The 16,933-nt window shown below is 68.3% G+C and carries 13 protein-coding genes; 10 read left to right on the forward strand and 3 right to left on the reverse strand.

The window, feature by feature from the left end:
- The first annotated feature begins 98 nt into the window (after positions 1-98).
- Both AC07PE_RS10835 and AC07PE_RS10840 read left to right on the forward strand, forming a co-directional pair.
- A complete protein-coding gene (locus tag AC07PE_RS10835) occupies positions 99-2,654 on the forward strand; it encodes a hybrid sensor histidine kinase/response regulator (RefSeq protein WP_498764074.1) in 2,556 nt (851 codons plus the stop codon).
- Entirely contained in the window at positions 2,651-2,989 is a 339-nt protein-coding gene (locus tag AC07PE_RS10840) for a DUF5710 domain-containing protein (protein ID WP_498764075.1), read from the forward strand. The genes AC07PE_RS10835 and AC07PE_RS10840 overlap by 4 nt, the downstream gene beginning before the upstream one ends.
- Positions 2,990-3,009: 20 nt before the next feature.
- On the opposite strand, the gene AC07PE_RS10845 is transcribed toward AC07PE_RS10840, so the two are convergent.
- Complete coding sequence (locus tag AC07PE_RS10845) at positions 3,010-5,853, reverse strand: PAS domain-containing hybrid sensor histidine kinase/response regulator (RefSeq protein WP_498764077.1); 2,844 nt, start codon at positions 5,851-5,853, stop codon at positions 3,010-3,012.
- Positions 5,854-6,017: 164 nt separating this feature from the next.
- On the opposite strand from AC07PE_RS10845, the gene paoA reads away from it, so the two are divergent.
- From paoA to AC07PE_RS10870, 5 genes are all read left to right on the forward strand, one after another.
- Positions 6,018-6,683 carry an aldehyde dehydrogenase iron-sulfur subunit PaoA gene (paoA, locus tag AC07PE_RS10850; RefSeq protein WP_498764088.1) on the forward strand — a complete coding sequence of 222 codons (666 nt, stop codon included), beginning with the start codon at positions 6,018-6,020 and terminating at the stop codon, positions 6,681-6,683.
- Positions 6,680-7,654 (forward strand): FAD binding domain-containing protein, encoded by a 975-nt coding sequence (locus AC07PE_RS10855; protein ID WP_498764095.1) that lies wholly within the window; start codon positions 6,680-6,682, stop codon positions 7,652-7,654. Before paoA ends, AC07PE_RS10855 begins: the two co-directional genes overlap by 4 nt.
- Positions 7,651-9,852 (forward strand): aldehyde oxidoreductase molybdenum-binding subunit PaoC, encoded by a 2,202-nt coding sequence (gene paoC / locus AC07PE_RS10860; protein ID WP_498764097.1) that lies wholly within the window; start codon positions 7,651-7,653, stop codon positions 9,850-9,852. Before AC07PE_RS10855 ends, paoC begins: the two co-directional genes overlap by 4 nt.
- Before the next feature lie 104 nt (positions 9,853-9,956).
- Positions 9,957-10,403 carry a hypothetical protein gene (locus AC07PE_RS10865; protein ID WP_498764099.1) on the forward strand — a complete coding sequence of 149 codons (447 nt, stop codon included), beginning with the start codon at positions 9,957-9,959 and terminating at the stop codon, positions 10,401-10,403.
- Between the two features lie 77 nt (positions 10,404-10,480).
- The gene (locus tag AC07PE_RS10870) at positions 10,481-11,662 is read left to right on the forward strand and encodes a tetratricopeptide repeat protein (RefSeq protein WP_498764101.1); all 1,182 of its coding nucleotides are present in this window, start codon (positions 10,481-10,483) and stop codon (positions 11,660-11,662) included.
- Here AC07PE_RS10870 and AC07PE_RS10875 read toward each other — a convergent pair.
- Positions 11,634-12,644 carry an NAD-dependent epimerase/dehydratase family protein gene (locus AC07PE_RS10875; RefSeq protein WP_498764103.1) on the reverse strand — a complete coding sequence of 337 codons (1,011 nt, stop codon included), beginning with the start codon at positions 12,642-12,644 and terminating at the stop codon, positions 11,634-11,636. The genes AC07PE_RS10870 and AC07PE_RS10875 overlap by 29 nt on opposite strands.
- A 91-nt stretch (positions 12,645-12,735) precedes the next feature.
- Between AC07PE_RS10875 and AC07PE_RS10880 the strand changes: the two genes are divergently transcribed.
- The 3 genes from AC07PE_RS10880 (at position 12,736) to AC07PE_RS10890 (ending at position 15,976) form a co-directional block, all read left to right on the forward strand.
- Positions 12,736-13,626, forward strand: a complete 891-nt coding sequence (locus tag AC07PE_RS10880) for a LysR family transcriptional regulator (RefSeq protein WP_498764105.1) — start codon at positions 12,736-12,738, stop codon at positions 13,624-13,626.
- 92 nt (positions 13,627-13,718) lie between these two features.
- On the forward strand, positions 13,719-15,044 hold the full coding sequence (locus AC07PE_RS10885) for a hypothetical protein (protein ID WP_498764107.1): 1,326 nt from the start codon (positions 13,719-13,721) through the stop codon (positions 15,042-15,044).
- Positions 15,041-15,976, forward strand: coding sequence for a sensor domain-containing diguanylate cyclase (locus AC07PE_RS10890; RefSeq protein WP_498764109.1), 936 nt, complete (start codon positions 15,041-15,043; stop codon positions 15,974-15,976). The genes AC07PE_RS10885 and AC07PE_RS10890 overlap by 4 nt, the downstream gene beginning before the upstream one ends.
- Positions 15,977-16,079: 103 nt before the next feature.
- Here the strand turns inward: AC07PE_RS10890 and AC07PE_RS10895 are convergent, their stop codons facing one another.
- Positions 16,080-16,877: a hypothetical protein gene (locus AC07PE_RS10895; protein WP_498764112.1), complete on the reverse strand. Its 798-nt coding sequence runs from the start codon at positions 16,875-16,877 to the stop codon at positions 16,080-16,082.
- Positions 16,878-16,933: the final 56 nt, after the last annotated feature.

The following is a 16,933-nucleotide window of genomic DNA, read 5'->3' on the forward strand; positions in this document are numbered from 1 at the left end:
ACGGCTTTATTGTCTCGGCGGCGCTTAGAAGGTAACATGGCGGGAATTGCCGTTTTGCATTTCGCCATAGCGGCCCAGCCCGAGCTACCCGACGCCACATGAGCCTTTCCCAGACCGGTCAAGCATCCACCCTCGCCACCGAATCCGCCCTCGAACAGGCCAAGATCAGCCGTCCCTACCGCGAACTGCTGCGCCTGTTCGAGCAGGCGCCAGGCTTCGTCTGCTTCTTCCGCGGTCCGCAGCACGTGTACGAGCTGCAGAACCATGCGCACCACCGGCTCGCGGGCTTCAAGGACATCATCGGCAAGCCGGTGCGCGAGGCGCTGCCGGAGCTGGAAGGCCAGCAGTTCTTCGAGCTGCTCGACCAGGTGTTCGCGAGCGGCCAGACCTTCGTCGGCACGGCGCTGCCGCTGGGCGTGATCCCGGCCAGCGGCGGCCAGGCGGTGATGCGCTACATCGACTTCGTCTACCAGCCCATCGTCGACGAAAGCGGGAGCGTGGTCGGCATCTTCTCGCAGGGGAACGACGTCACCGAGCGGGTGCTGGCCGAGGACGGCCTGCGCCGCAAACAGGAAGAACTCGAGCGCATGGTCGAGCAGCGCACCGCGGCCCTGGCCGAAGCGCATTCGGCCCTCAAGCTGGCCAACGAACTGCAGGGCGACAAGATGCACCTGCAGCGCCTTTTCGAGCAGGCGCCCGGCTTCATTTGCGTGATGCGTGGGCCGGACCACGTGTTCGAGCTGGCCAACGCTGCCTACCGCGTCCTGACCGGCGGCCGCGAGCTGATCGGCAAGTCGATCCGCGAAGCCTTGCCCGAAGTGGTCGAGCAGGGTTTCCCGCAGCTGCTCGACGATGTCTACCGCACCGGCAAGGCCTTCATCGGGCGCGCCGTGCCGGTCGAACTGCGCAGCGGTCCGGACGGCGCCAGCACCACCCGCCACCTCGACTTCATCTACCAGCCGGTGCTGGATCCGATGGGCGCGCCGATCGGCATCTTCGTGCAGGGCAGCGACGTGACCGAGCAGAAGCAGGCGCAGGACGAGCTGGCGCGCCACCAGATGGAGCTGGAATCGCTGGTCAGCGCCCGCACCGAAGAGCTGTCGGCGGCCCAGCACGCGCTGCAGCGCTCGCAGAAGCTGGAAGCGATCGGCAAGCTGACCGGCGGCGTCGCGCACGACTTCAACAACATTCTGCAGGTCGTCGGCGGCAACCTCGAGCTGCTGCGGCGGCGCCTGCCCGGCGACAGCCAGCAGCTGCTGGAGACGGCCCTGCAAGCGGTCGAGCGCGGCGGCAAGCTGTCCTCGCAGCTGCTGGCCTTCGCGCGGCGCCAGCCGCTGCAGCCGGTGGTCGTGAACCCGGGCCGCATCGTCGGCGCCATGGACGACCTGCTGCGGCGCGCGTTGGGCGAGACGATCCAGATCGAGACCGTGCGCGGCGGCGGCCTGTGGAACACCGTGGTCGATCCGAACCAGCTCGAGAACGTGATCCTGAACCTGGCGATCAATGCGCGCGACGCGATGGCGGGCGGCGGGCGGCTGACGATCGAGATCGGCAATGCGCTGCTCGACGATTCCTACGTGGCTGCCGAGCCGGACATCAAGCCCGGCCAGTACGTGATGATCGCGGTGTCCGATACCGGCAGCGGCATGAGCAAGGAGGTGCTGGAACGCGCCTGCGAACCCTTCTTCACGACCAAGCCGGAAGGCGTGGGCACGGGCCTGGGCCTGTCGATGGCCTACGGCTTCGTCAAGCAGACCGGCGGCCACTTCCGCATCTACAGCGAGATCGGACACGGCACCACGATCAAGATGTACTTCCCACGCAGCTTCGAGCTCGAGACCAGCGTGACCCGCCTGACCGGCGGCCCGGTGGAAGGCGGCAGCGAGACCGTGCTGGTGGTCGAGGACGACCCGGCGGTGCAGCGCACCGTGGTCGAGATGCTGGGTAGCCTGGGCTACCGCGTGCTGAAGGCGGACAACGCCACCGCGGCGCTGGTGATCGTCCAGAGCGGCATCCCGATCGACCTGCTGTTCACCGACGTCGTGATGCCCGGACCGCTGCGCAGCCCGGAACTGGCGCGCCAGGCCAAGGCCCATCTGCCGGGGCTGGCGGTGCTGTTCACCTCCGGCTATACGCAGAACGCGATCGTGCATGGCGGCCGGCTGGATCCGGGCGTCGAGCTGCTGTCCAAGCCCTACGGCCGCGACCAGCTGGCGCGCAAGGTGCGCCACCTGCTGGCCAACCGGACGCTGCCCGCCGCGCCGGCGGCGGGCGACGCGGCGCCGGCAGCCGTGCGCCGCCGCATCCTGGTGGCGGAAGACAATCCGGACCTGATGCAGATGGCCTGCAGCCTGTTCGAGGCGCTGGGCCACGATGCCCGCGGGGCGACCACCCTGGACGCTGCTGCCGGCCTGCTGCGCGAGAGCCGCTTCGACCTGCTGTTCACCGACATCGACCTGGCCGGCAAGTCGGGCGTCGACCTGGCCCGCCTGGCGCTGGTAGAGCAGCCGGCGCTGCAGGTGGCCTTCGCCTCCGGCTACGGCGCGCCGGGCCGGGACGCGGTCGGCTTCCCGTTCTGGATCGTCGCCAAGCCCTACAGGCTGGAAGACCTCCAGGATGTCCTGGGCCGCCTGGATGGTATGATGGCGGCATGACGTTTCTGAATGTTCCGTACGCGGAAAAAGACCAGGCCCGCGAGCTCGGCGCTCGCTGGAATCCCACCCGCAAGCGCTGGTATGTGCCCAACGGCGTCGCGCTCGAGCCCTTCGAACGCTGGCTGCCGAAAGACGGCGAGCCGGCGCCGGCCGGCCGTACCGACGAACGCGCTGCCAAGCTGGTGACGGGCACGCGCTATGTCGCGAGCGACCACGCCTGCAATCCCTTCGAGCCTTGCGCGCAATGCGCGCCCGTGCTGGCGCAGAGCGGCTGGGCGGCGGCGCGCGAGGATGTGCTGAAGGCCTTGCAGGCGCTGGCCGGCCGGCCGCGCTGAACCGCGCTAAGGGGCCTTGCTCAGTTCCCGCCCGCAGGCGCTTCCGCCAGCGCGGCCAGCAGCGCCTCCAGGTCGACCGGCTTGACGAAGTGGCGGTCGAAGCCGGCCGCCTTCGACAGCACCTTGTCGTGCGCCTGGCCGTAGCCGGTCAGGGCCAGGTACAGGGCCGGGCCGCGCCCGGGCTGGCCGTCCGCCATCGCCCGTAGCCGCCGCGCCAGCGCATAGCCGTCGATGTCCGGCAGGCCGATGTCGAGGATGAAGACCTCGGGCCAGTCCTGTTCCGCCACTGCCAGCGCATGCTGCGGATCGTGGGCCACCGCCACCTGGTTGCCGAACGCGCGCAGGATGTCGGCCAGCGACTGGGCGGCGTCTGCGTTGTCGTCAACGATCAGGATATGGCGCGCCGCCGGGGCATCCACCGCAGGTATGGCGCCGGCTGAGGCCTGCACCGGCCGGGCGGCCTGCACCAGCGGCAGCACGATGCGGAAGGTGCTGCCCATGCCTGGCCCGCCGCTGAGCGCTTCGACGCTGCCGCCATGCAGGCCAACCAGGCTTTTCACCAGCGCCAGGCCCAGTCCCAGGCCGCCCTGGGCACGGTCGGGCGTGCGCTCGGCCTGGGTGAACAGTTCGAAGACCTGGGGCAGCAGCCCCGGATCGATGCCGATGCCGTTGTCGCGTACCGAGATCGAGGCATGTGTTTCGCTGGCGTCGAGCGCGAGCGTGATCGCGCCGCCCTGCGGCGTGTACTTGGCGGCGTTGTTGAGCAGGTTGGCGATCACCTGCACCAGGCGGATGCGGTCGCCGTCGACCCAGGCCGGGGCGGCATCCAGCGCCAGGTCGAGACGATGGCGGCGCGCCTCGATCAGCGGGCGCGCCTGTTCGACTGCGCTGGCCATCACGGCCTTCAGGTCGACCCGCTCGTGCTGCAGCTCGACCAGCCCGCGGGTCACGCGCGAGACGTCCAGCAGATCGTCCACCAGGCCGGTCAGGTGGCGCACCTGGCGGCCGATGATCTCGCTGGCCTGGCGCACCTTGCCGGCGTCGCCGGCGACGTGGCCCAGCAATTGCGCCGCGCTGCTGATCGGCGCCAGCGGATTGCGGAGTTCGTGGGCCAGCATCGCCAGGAACTCGTCCTTGCGGCGCGCTGCCGCCTTCAGCTCTTCCTCGCTGCGTTTCTTGTCGTGGATGTCGGTGACGGCGCCCATCCAGCGCACGATGCCGCCGTCCTCGCCGGTGACCGGCAGGGCGCGGTTGAGCACCCAGCGGTATTCGCCGCTGTGGTGCATCTGCCGGTGCTCCACCTCGTAAGGCGCGCCGCTTGAAAGGCTGCGCGCCCACGCCGCCTGCAGCCCGGCCAGGTCGTCCGGATGGACGATGTTGACCCAGCCGTGGCCGCCCAGCTCCTCTACCGGCAGGCCGGTGAACTCGCTCCAGCGGGTATTCAGGTAGTCGTTGACGCCGTTCGCGCCGGCCGACCAGATCAGCTGCGGTATCAGATTCGTGATGGAACGGAATTTGGCTTCACTGTCGCGCATCGCGCGTTCCGCCGCCACCTGGGCGCTGATGTCCATGTTGGCGCCGACCGCGCCGACGATCTCGCCCTGTTCGTTGCGGATCGCGGCGGCGCGGATCAGGATGGTCCTGCGTGTGCCGGGGGCGCCGAAGGGTTCGATCTCGGCGATCATGCCGTGGAAGTCTTCGCCCCCCAGCACGCGCGTGACCGGCCATTCATCGTTGGCGAGCTGGCGTCCGGCGTCCGGGGTGCCCGCCGGCCACCATGCTTTCCATTGGCCGTAGTCGTCGAGGGTCGCAGTCTCGGGGTGCTCGCCCCAGATGCGGCGGTTGGCCGCGTTGGCCAGCAGCAGGCAGCCGCCGCCGTCCACGTAGAAGATGCCCACCGGTGCGGCGTCGAGCAGGGAATCCAGGCGCCGGCGGTTTTCCAGTTCGCGCAGGGACGCCTCATGCGCCTTGCGCTCGCTGTCCAGGCGCGCCAGCTCGTCGTTCTTGCGCTGTGTGATGTCGACCGCGACGCCGGCGAAGCGGCGCCTGCCGGTGGCGACGTCGCTGAACACCTTGCCGCGCGCATTCACCCAGACGTCGTCGCGCGAGAGCTGGGGGATCCGGTATTCGATGTCGTACAGGGTGTCGGTAGCGATTGCGTGCTCGATCGCGGCGACCACGCGCGGCCGGTCGTCCGGGTGGATCATGCCGGTAAAGCGCGCCAGCTCGGTGCCGGCACGCGCCAGTGCGGCATCGACCTGGAACATGCGCGCGAAGCGTTCGTCGACGAAGGTGGCGCCGGTGTCGAGTTCATAGGCCCAGGTGCCGATGTTCCCCGACGCTTCCAGGCTCAGGGCGTAGCGTTCCTCGGCTTCCTTGTGGCGCGCCAGGGCCAGCACCTTGTCGGTGACTTCGACCACGGTGCACAGCAGGCCGGTCACGCTGCCGGCTTCGTCGCGCAGGGGGCTGTAGGAAAAGGTGAACCAGGCCTGTTCGGGGTAGCCCTTGCGCTCGACCGTGAGCTGGAAGTTCTCGAAGAACAGGGCCTCGCCGTCCAGCACCCGGCGCGCCAGCGGCGCCATGGTGTCCCAGACTTCCGGCCATAGCTGGGGCAAGGGCAGGCCGATCGCGGCCGCCGCCTTGTTGCCCAGCATGGGCGTGTAGGCGTCGTTGTGGAAGATGAACAGTTCTTCGCCCCAGGCAATGAAGCTGGGGAAGGAAGAGCCGAGCACCATGCCGAGCGACATGCGCAGCGAGGCCGGCCAGTCCTGCGTGGGGCCGAGCGGGTGGGCGCGCCAGTCCTTCTCGAGCGTGCGTGCGCCGGCGTCGCCGCCATTGGCGAGAAAAGCGTCGCGGTGGGTCATCGTGCGTGGTGTCGAATCGTGGCCAAACCGGCAATTCTACCGGACAAGACCGAGACTGGCCCGCACCGCTGAGGTGCGGGACGGCCGCCTCTGAAGAGTGTGCGGTAAATTCGTCAAATCGTCTTAAGATGGCGGCGCGACCCAAGACGAAAGGAAGCAAGGCCATGGACGACCATCCAGATATCAATACGGCGCGGCGCGATCTGCTGATCGCGGGCGCCTTGTCGGCAACGGCGGCGGCATTGCCCGGCGCGTCCGCCGCCCAAACCCCAGGCGCCGCCGCGCAGAAAGACGCCGCGTCGCCACCGCCGGTGCTGTCGAAAGTGGCGCTGCGCGTCAACGGCCAGCGCTACGAAAAGGAGGTCGACACCCGCACGACCCTGCTCGACCTCTTGCGCGAACACCTGCACCTGACCGGCACCAAGAAGGGCTGCGACCAGGGCCAGTGCGGCGCCTGCACCGTGATCGCCGATGGCCGCCGCATCAATTCTTGCCTCAGCCTGGCGCTGATGCACGAGGGTGCCGAGATCACGACCATCGAAGGCCTGGGCACGCCCGAGCGCATGCACCCGCTGCAGACCGCCTTTGTCAAGCACGACGGCTACCAGTGCGGCTACTGCACGCCGGGCCAGATCTGCTCGGCGGTGGCGATGCTGGACGAGGTCCAGCGCGGCATCCCCAGCCACGTCAGCGCCGATCTCAACGCGCGGCCGCTGCTGTCGCCGATGGAAATGCGCGAGCGCATGAGCGGCAACATCTGCCGCTGCGGCGCCTATTCGAACATCATGGAAGCGATCGGCGAAGTCGCCGGCGCAGGGGGCAAAGCATGAGAGCCTTCACCTACCAGCGCGTAAAGACGCCGGCCGAAGCGGCATCCGCGGCTGCTGCCACGCCGCACGCGCGCTTCATCGCCGGCGGCACCAACCTGCTCGACCTGATGAAGCTGGAGATCGAGACGCCGACGCACCTGATCGACGTGAACGGGATCGGCATGGACAGGATCGAGGCGACCCAGGATGGCGGCCTGCGCGTGGGCGCCCTGGTGCGCAACACCGACCTGGCGGCCGACCCGCGCGTGCGTCAGGACTACGCCGTGCTGTCGCGGGCCCTGCTGGCCGGCGCTTCGCCGCAGCTGCGCAACAAGGCGACCACCGCTGGCAACCTGCTGCAGCGCACCCGCTGCCCTTACTTCTACGACACCAACCAGCCCTGCAACAAGCGTGCGCCGGGCAGCGGCTGTTCGGCGATCGGCGGCTTCAACCGCCACCACGCCATCGTCGGCACCAGTGAGGCCTGCATCGCCACCCACCCGAGCGACATGGCGGTCGCGATGCGGCTGCTGGATGCGACCGTCGAAACCGTGAAGGCCGACGGCAGCCGGCGCGTGATCCCGATCGCCGACTTCCACCGCCTGCCGGGCGACACGCCGCACATCGAGCACGTGCTGGCGCCGGGTGAGCTGATCACCGCCGTCACCTTGCCGAAGCCGCTGGGCGGACGCCACTTCTACCAGAAGGTGCGCGACCGTTCCTCGTATGCCTTCGCGCTGGTGTCGGTGGCCGCGGTCCTGCAGCGCGACGGCAGCGGCCGCGTGGCGCTGGGCGGCGTCGCCCACAAGCCCTGGCGCCTGCCGGCCGCCGAGCAGCAGCTGCCGCGTGGCGGCAAGGCCGTGACCGAACAGCTGCTGGCCAACGCCCGCGTCAACGAAGACAACGCATTCAAGGTCACGCTCGTGCAGCGCACGCTGGACGGACTGCTGCTCGACGCAAAAAGGGGCAAAGACATGGGGGATAAGACATGAAATTCACGACACCCGCCGGCACCAACCCGATCGACAGGTTGAAGATCGTCGGCCGACCTACCGACCGCATCGACGGCCCCTTGAAAACCACCGGCACCGCACCCTATGCCTACGAGCAGAACCAGGCCATCCCGGATGCGGCCTACGGCTGGGTGGTCGGCGCCGGTATCGCCAAGGGCCGCATCGTCTCCATGGATCTGAGCGCGGCCAAGCGTGCGCCGGGCGTGATCACCATCGTCACCGCGGAAACGGCCGGCAAGCTGGGCAAGGGCAAGATGAACACTGCCATCCTGCTGGGCGGGCCCGAGATCGAGCACTACCACCAGGCCGTGGCGCTGGTGGTGGCCGAGACCTTCGAGCAGGCGCGCGCCGCCGCCGGCCTGGTGAAGATCGAGTACGCGAAAACGAAGGGCGAGTACGACCTGGCCAAGGTCAAGGCTGGCGCGCCGATCGCGAAGAAGGAAGAGAAGCCGGAGTCGAAAGTCGGCAGCTTCGAACCTGCCTGGGCAAGCGCACCGGTCAAGCTGGACGCCGTCTACACCACGCCCGACCAGTCGCACGCGATGATGGAGCCGCACGCCTCCATCGCCAAATGGGAAGGCGACAAGCTGACCGTCTATACCGCCAACCAGATGATCAACTGGGGCAAGAAGGACATGGCCAGAACCCTTGGCATCCCCGAGGAGAACGTGCACCTGCTGTCTCCCTACATCGGCGGCGGCTTCGGCGGCAAGCTGTTCCTGCGTTCCGAGGCCCTGCTGGCGGCGCTGGGCGCGCGCCAGGCCAAACGCCCGGTGAAGGTGGCGCTGCAGCGCGCCATCATGTTCAACAATACCACGCACCGCCCGGCCACCATCCAGCGCATCCGCATCGGCTGCACGCGGGAAGGGCGGATCACGGCGATCGCGCACGAAAGCTGGTCCGGCGACCTCCCGGACGGCAAGCCGGAGACGGCGGTGCAGCAGACCCGTTTGCTGTATGCGGGACCGAACCGCTACACGGCGCTGCGCCTGGCCAAGCTCGACCTGCCGGAAGGGAACGCGATGCGCGCGCCGGGCGAGGCGCCGGGCCTGATGGCGCTGGAGATCGCGATCGACGAGATGGCGGAAAAGCTCAAGATGGACCCGGTGATGTTCCGCATCGTGAACGACACCAGCGTCGACCCTGAAAAGCCCGGGCGCAAGTTCTCGCAGCGGCGCCTGGTCGACTGCCTGCGCCAGGGCGCCGAACGCTTCGGCTGGAACAAGCGCAACCCGGTGCCGGGCCAGATGCGCGAAGGGCGCTGGCTGATCGGCTACGGCATGGCGGCAGCCTTCCGCAACAACCTGGTGATGAAGTCGGCGGCGCGCGTGCGCCTCGAACGCGACGGCCAGGTGACGGTCGAAACCGACATGACCGATATCGGCACCGGCACCTACACCATCATCGCCCAGACCGCGGCCGAGATGATGGGACTGCCGCTCGATAAAGTGGTGGTGCGCCTGGGCGACTCGAACCATCCGGTGTCCGCCGGTTCGGGCGGCCAGTGGGGCGGCAACAGTTCGACCGCCGGCGTGTACGCGGCCTGCGTCAAGCTGCGCGAGATGGTGGCGCAGAAACTGGGCCTGGATCCGGCCACGGCGGACTTCAGCGACGGCATGGTGAGTGCCGGCGGCAAGCGCCTGCCGCTGCGCCAGGCGGCCGAAGGCGGCGAGCTGAATGCCGAGGACAAGATGGAGTACGGTGACCTCGACAAGAAGTACCAGCAGTCGACCTTCGGCGCCCACTTCGTCGAGGTCGGGGTCGACGCCATCACCGGCGAGACCCGCGTCCGGCGCATGCTGGCCGTGTGCGCGGCCGGCCGCATCCTGAACCCGAAGTCGGCGCGCAGCCAGGTGATCGGCGCGATGACGATGGGCGTGGGCGCTGCCCTGATGGAAGAGCTGGTGGTCGACAAGCGCATCGGTTGCTTCATCAACCACGACCTTGCCATGTACGAGGTGCCGGTGCATGCCGACATCCCGCACCAGGAAGTGGTCTTCCTCGACGAGACCGATCCGATTTCCTCGCCGATGAAGGCCAAGGGCGTGGGCGAGCTGGGGATTTGCGGGGTCGGCGCGGCGGTCGCCAACGCGATCTACAACGCCACCGGCGTGCGCGTGCGTGACTATCCGATCACACTCGACAAGCTGTTGCCAAAATTGCCTTCCGTGGCGTAGGTACAACCGGCGGCAAGAGAATCGCCGTCTTGTGATTTTTTGTGAGCATCTGGGCTTGCACTCCGGGTAGTATGACGAGCGTCAATCTACCGGAGTGCACTGCCATGCTGAACGTCGAAACCCTGGAACGCTGTGAGGCGGCAAGCGAAGAATGGCTGCGCCTCGGCGTGCGCATCGTCGTCACCGGACGTGGCAAGGACAACACGCAAGCGGTGTTGCAGCAGGTGCTGGCGCTGTTCTGGCCGATGGCCGAGTTGTATGATTTTTATACGACGCCGTATCCGCGCCTGCCGGATGCGACCGTGCTGCGCCTGGCCTTCGACCTGCCGGCGTCCTTCGAGGGCGGCGTCAGCGGCATCGTGCAGACCATCGGCGGCGCCGGCTGGGTCGTCGACATTTACGAAGACGGCGAACAGGCAGCCTGCTGGAAGCCGGACCACGGCGCCCTGCGCCCGCTGTGCGAGCACTTCCATTCGGCCGAAGTCAACCTGATTCCTTCCTCGCACCTGGCGGACTTCCGCAAGGTTTCCGGGCCGCGTCTGCAGCAGTAAGCGGCCATGTGACATTTGAAGGATTTTGCGCTGCCCCGCGTCGGGTAGCATCGGTGTTTTGTTCCTCGAAAGAACCGATGATGCGCAAGATTCTGCTGGCCGCCGCCCTGGCGCTGGCCTTACCCCTGGCCCACGGACAAACCGATCCCGCCTGCGCCGGCGCTTGCGCCAGCCTGGTGGGCGAGGGCGGGGCGCTCGCCGCGCAGGGCAAGCTGGCGGATGCCCTGGCCAAGTTCAAAGCCGCCGCCGAGGCCGCGCCCAAGGCCTCGGCGCCGCTTTCCGCGGTGGCGCACGTGTATCTCATGGCAGCGGATACGGCCACGCCCGAGCAGGTCGACATGCTGCGCAAGCAGGCGGACGCTTTCGCGCGCGCCGCGTTGAGCCTGTCGCCCGCCGATCCGCTGGCGCTGGAGGTCTTGCGCACGGTCTCGGATGCCACGCCGGCCCCCTTGCACCGGCCGAATGCGGCCGCCGCCAAGACCTCGAGCGAGGCTGAGGCCTTGTTCTACCGCCGCCAGTTCGGGGCCGCGCTGGAGAAGTACGAGGAAACGATGCGGCTCGACCCGCAGTTCTCGAGCGCCTGGGTCGGCGCGGGAGATTGCTGGTATGCGCAGCGCGATTGGGCCAGGGCCGAGCCGCTGTTCCGGCGCGCTACCGAGATCGAGCCGCGCAATGGCCAGGCCTGGCGCTTCCTGTCCGACGCACTCGGGCAGCAGGGCAAGCTGGTGGATGCCGACCGCGCCCTGCTGTCGGGCATCGCAGCCGATCCATCCCAGCTGCCGAGCTGGAACAAGCTCACCAGCCTGCGCAAACTCGCCGGCCATCCTTTGAAGGCGCTGGGCCTGCGGCGCGGCGCCAGCGTCGCCATCGGCGCGGACGGCAAGGCGACCATCAGCATCGACGAAGGCCTGCAAAAAGCCTCGACACCCTTCGACAGCGCAATGCGGCTTGCGCTGGCGGCGAGCGAGGCGAATGCGCGCACGGCCAGCGCCGTCGCCAAACCGTCGGCCTTCGAGATCGAACTGGGCGCCTGGACGATGGCCATGCAGGTCGCCGCCGAAATGGGGGCGAAGGACGGCGACAAGCCGGCCGACCCGGCCCTGCTGGCCATGCAGGGCCTGGCGCGCGACGGCCAGCTGGAGCCGGCCATCTTCGTCCTGCTCTACAAGGAATCCTACCGTCCCGAGTACGAGCGCTGGCTCGCCGCCCACCCGGACGGCGTCAAGGCCTTCATCGACCGCTACGGACTGCGTCCCTGAGCGCCGGCGCGGCCGGCGGCAGGCAGCCCAGTCCGGCCATGGTCGCCTCGACCGCCTCGTCCAGCGGCGTGTGCGGCTCGCTGCCCAGCACGGCCAGCAGCTTGCGGTTGTCCATCCGGACCGGCCGCTCCCACAGGTAACGCATTTCCAGCAGCTCGCGCATGGTGGCGTCGAAGGGCGCCGCCAGGCGCGCTAGCAGCCATGGGAAGCGGATCGTCGACGGCGCGCGGCCGCCATGTTGCTGCAGCGTGCGTCCGATCGCCTGCGCCATGCCGTCGCCGTCGGCGTCCCAGTGGCCGGCCATGTGGAAGTCGGCGAAGGCCTCCAGCCGCGCGCGCCGCTCGATCAGCGCCACCATCGTGGCCGCGACGTCCGGCAGATAGGCCCACTGGTGGCCGGCGCCGCGGCGGGCCGGGTTCAGCACGAAGCGGGGCGGGCGCCCAGGCTTGAGCATGCCCTGGGCGAACCAGTTGTTGCCGGCGCGCGGCCCGAAGTAGTCGCCGGCGCGCACCACCAACGCACGGCCGCCGCGCGCGGCGTAGGCACGCAGCGCGTCTTCCATGCGGACCCGGATCGCGCCCTTGCGCGTGGCCGGATGCTGGGGCGAGTCTTCGCGCAGCACGGGAAAGGCGTCCGGCCCGTAGTTGTAGACCGTCCCCGGCAGCACCACCAGCGCGCCTTGCGCCTCGGCGGCGGCGATGCTGTTCGCCAGCATCGGCAGCACCAGCTTGTCCCAGTCGCGGTAGCCGGGCGGGTTGACGGCGTGGACGATCACGCTGCAGCCCTCCGCGGCGCGCAGCACGTCCGCCGCCAGCATCGCATCGCCGCGCAGCCAGTGCAGGCCGTCGGCGCCCGGTCCTTCCTGGTCGAGGCCGCGGCGCAAGGCCTTGACCTGCCAGCCGGCCGCGCGCAGCTGCCGTGCGACCTCGCCGCCGATGCCGCCTGCCGCACCCAGTACCAATGCCGTGTTCGTCGTGTTCATTTCGCCTCCCGTGTTGTCGATGGCTACAGATTACGGGCCGGCGCGATTAAATGGAATTGCATGGCATGTGCCATCCGGTATACATTCATGCATGATCTCGACCATCGAATGGGAGCTCTACCGCTCCTTCCTCGGCGTGCTGCGCAGCGGTTCGCTGTCCGGCGCCGCCCGCCAACTGGGCGTGGCCCAGCCGACCGTCGGCCGCCACATCGCCGCGCTGGAGGCGGCGCTGGGGCTGCTGCTGTTCACCCGCTCGCAGAACGGCTTGCTGGCCACCGATGCCGCGCTGGCCCTGCGGCCGCATGCGGAAGCGATGGAGAGTTCGGCGGCGGCGCTGGAGCGGGCCGCGGCCAGTGTCGGCGACGGCGTGCGCGGCGTGGTGCGGGTGACGGCCAGCGAAGTGATCGGCGTCGAGGTGTTGCCGCCCATCCTGCGCGGCCTGCACGAGCGCTATCCGGAATTGAAGATCGAGCTGGTGCTGTCGAACCAGATGCAGGACCTGCTGCAGCGCGAGGCGGATATCGCAGTGCGGATGGCGCCGCCGACCCAGGACCAGCTGGTCGCGCGGCGCATCGGCAGCATCGAACTGGGCCTGCATGCGAGCGCGGATTACGTCACGCGTCACGGACTGCCGGCGACGCTCGAGGAACTGGGCCGCCACGCCGTGATCGGCTACGACAGCCTCACGCCCTATGTGCGCCAGGCGCTGGAGCGGATTCCCGTGTTCGGGCGCGAGCGCTTTGCTTTCCGCACCGACGGCGACCTGGCCCAGCTGGCCCTGATCCGCGCCGGCGCCGGCATCGGCTTCTGCCAGGCGCCGCTGGCCCGCCGCGAACCGCCGCTGCAGCGTGTGCTGGCGCCCGAGTTCTCCCTGGAGCTGGACACCTGGGTGGCGATGCACGAGGACTTGCGCAACAGCCCGCGTTGCCGCGTCACTTTCGATGCGCTGGCAGAAGGATTGCTGGCTTACCTGGGCGATTGAACGTGGCCGCCCAGCGACATCTTTACATCATTTAACTTTCGTCAATGCAATTCCGGTAAGATATCCGGCTCCCATTCGTTTGTGAGCCGATAATGTCCAACTTCACCGATGCGCTGGCCGACGCGCATGTCCTGATGGCCGATTCGCTGCGCCAGCTGCAACGCCTGCAGGATATCGACCCTTACCTGATCGACCTGTCGCTGCGCGAGAACCCGGTCGGTTCCGGCATCGGCCAGACATTGCAGGACAAGCTGCGCATCCTGCCGCAACTGCGCGAATTCGGCATGCGCAACATCCATCTCGGCAGCCTCGATTACGCGCTGCCGGACGAACCGGAAGTCGACGACGATTTCATGGCCTGGCTGCGCGACAACGGGGTCGACATGACGGGCTGCTTCGCCTTCACCGACATCGGCAAGGTCGATGCCGAGGGCGTGTTCCAGCCTTCGCCTTCGCAGCTGAAGCTGCAGACCTACACGGTGCCGAACACCCTGCACGAAATCTACCTGAGCGACGCCGGCATGCTGGCAGTGTACGGCGCCGGCTACGGCGTGGCCGAGCTGCGGCGCGACCTGCAGGCCAGCATCGCCTGGACGGCAAAAAACATCGCCGGCGACCATGGCGGCGCGCCGCGCATCCTGATCAACATCGTCGACGGCTGCGACGCCTTCGCGCAAAGCCTGGAGCGCACCTGCGCCATGCTCGAGCTGTTGACGGGCGAGGCGGCGGTGGAAGGCGTCAGCATCGAGGACGACCGCGGCACCTATTTCCCGTTCCAGGTCGGCGCCTATGTGGCGATCGCGCGCCTCTTTCTCGATCAGGCCTGCCCGCCGAAGAAGCTGCTGGTGCACGTGCATGCCGGCGCCGGCGTCGAGAACGCGTCCGCCATCGAAGCCCTGCTGCGCGGCGCCGACGGCGTCTGGGGCGGCTTGCCCAAGCAGGCGGCCATCATCGGCCATGCCTCGCTGGGCGAGCTGATCGCCAACCTGGTCCGCGCCGGCAACCCGCACATGCAGCAGTACCAGGTGCACAAGCTGCTGCCGCTGGCGACCTCGCTGGCCGAGCTGGACGCCGGTGCGCCGGTGCCGGACGACGTCCCGGTCCTGGGCCGCAACGCCTACCGCCTGACACTCGACTTCTTCCGGCAGACGGCGGACCGCTTCATGGACCTGCCGCCCGAACGTATCGGCGGCCGTTACGGCTACCGCGTCTGCCCGCTGGTCAGCGATGCGCCGGTGATCGCCGGGCGCCTGGCCGAAGTGAGCGGTGCGCCGGCCGGCGATTTCGCGCCTGCCGTGATCGAGCAGATGATCCGCCTGATGCGGCGCGAGCTGCGCGCCGGCCTGCGCATCGCCTACGACCGTCCCGAAGAGCTGCTGGCCCTGTACGAACGCGCGCTGAAAGGGGAGGCGGCATGAATCCGTTTTCGAACGATCCCAATGTCTACCGCACCCTGCTCGAATCGACCAGGGCGATTCCCTGGAAGATCGAGTGGGCGACCATGCAGTTCGCCTACATCGGTCCGCAGATCGAACAGGTGCTGGGGTGGCGCCAGGACAGCTGGCAGACGGTGAACGACTGGGCTTCGCGCATCCACGAGGACGATCGCCAGAAGACGGTGGACTTCTGCGTGGCGCAGTCGATGCAGGGCGCCGACCACGAGGCCGATTACCGCGCGCTGACGGCGGACGGCGAGTTCGTCTGGATCCGCGACGTCGTGCACGTGGTGCGCAATCCCGACGGCAGCCCACAGGCCCTGGTCGGCTTCATGTTCGACATCAGCGAGCGCAAGAAGGCCGAGGACAAGATCCTGCAGCTGCAGAAGGAGCTGGAAGCGCTGTCCTACCAGGATAGCCTGACCAAGGTGGCCAACCGGCGCATGTTCGACACCATCCTCGAGGTGGAATGGACCAAGGCGCGCGTGACCGCGCAGCCGCTGTCGCTGGTGCTGCTCGATATCGACTTGTTCAAGGCCTACAACGACCACCACGGCCACCCGCAGGGCGATGCCTGCCTGCGCCAGGTGGCGAAGGTGCTCGACGACTCCGCCTCGCGCACGCGCGATCTGTGCGCGCGCCTGGGTGGCGAGGAATTCGCGCTGCTGCTGCCGGCAACCGGCGTGCTGGCGGCGCAGGAAGTGGCGCGGCGCTGCCGCAAGCTGCTGGCGCAGGCGGCGATTCCGCATGGCGCGTCGGCGGTGTCGGACTGGGTGAGCTGCAGCATGGGCGTGGGCACCATCGTGCCCGGTGCGTACGACAGCGCGCGCGCTTTCATCGAGATGGTGGACCGGCGCCTCTATGAAGCCAAACACGGAGGCCGCGACAGGATCGTCGGCGGCCCGAGCGCCTGACAAACCGCCCATGGCGGCGTTGCACCGTCTCGCCGTACTGGCGTACTGTCTTCGACGGTGCGCCTTGCCCTGAGCGCTTTGTCAGGCGTTCGGCAAGGTGTGCTTAAACGGCGCGGGCGCGGCGGCGGCGCGACATGCCCAGCATCACCAGGCCGAGGCCGGTCAGCGGCAGCACGCCCGGCACCGGCACCAGGCTGACCTGGCCTTCGATCACGTCGTTCTGGCAGGTCTCGCCCCAGTGCATGGCCAGCGAGCTGTATTTCAGCAGGTCGGAGGTGGAAGCCAGCGTGATCGTGAACTTGATTTCCTTGTTCGCGGTGACGGTCCAGCTGCCGGTCGTGCCGGTGTAGGCGACGTTGGCGGCGTTGTTCTGGGTCTTCACGGCGGTTGCCTGGCCGTTGCGGTAGTAGCAGGCGCTGCCCAGGGTGCAGCCCATGAACTTCTCGGAGTCGATCACGTTGGCGTCGTTGTTGCTGCCCTTCAGCTGGTAGAGTTTGAAGGTGCCGCCGGTATTGCTGTAGCGGTTGTCCAGCGCGAAGCCATAGGACCACAGAGTGCCGTTGTTGTCGTTGTCGCTGGCGTGGTGGGCGTCGGTGCCGAAGGGATTCCAGGTCTGGGCCAGGAACAGGTCGCCGTAGCCGATGCCGCCGGGCGTGATGTTCGCATCCATGCCGGCGTGGCCGGCGAAGCTGGTGGCGATCGCGATGGTGAGCACGTTGCCGACGCGGCTGATGGTGGCGCCCTGGATGTCGTAGGTGCTGCCGCCGATGACGTCGCCGTAACCGTGGCTGTCCGAGCCCCAGTAGGCGTTGACGCCGGTGTCGCTGATACCGCCCGCGTGGGCGCCCATGGCAACGAACAGCGCGATGGCGCCAAAGACGAACTTGAGTGCTTTTTTCACGGATCCCCCGGTGACCTGGTTTTTATCTTTGTTCAAGCATTAATCATGCCACAGAT

The sequence above is a fragment of the Telluria sp. GW821-FHT07G12 genome (genome assembly GCF_059418525.1).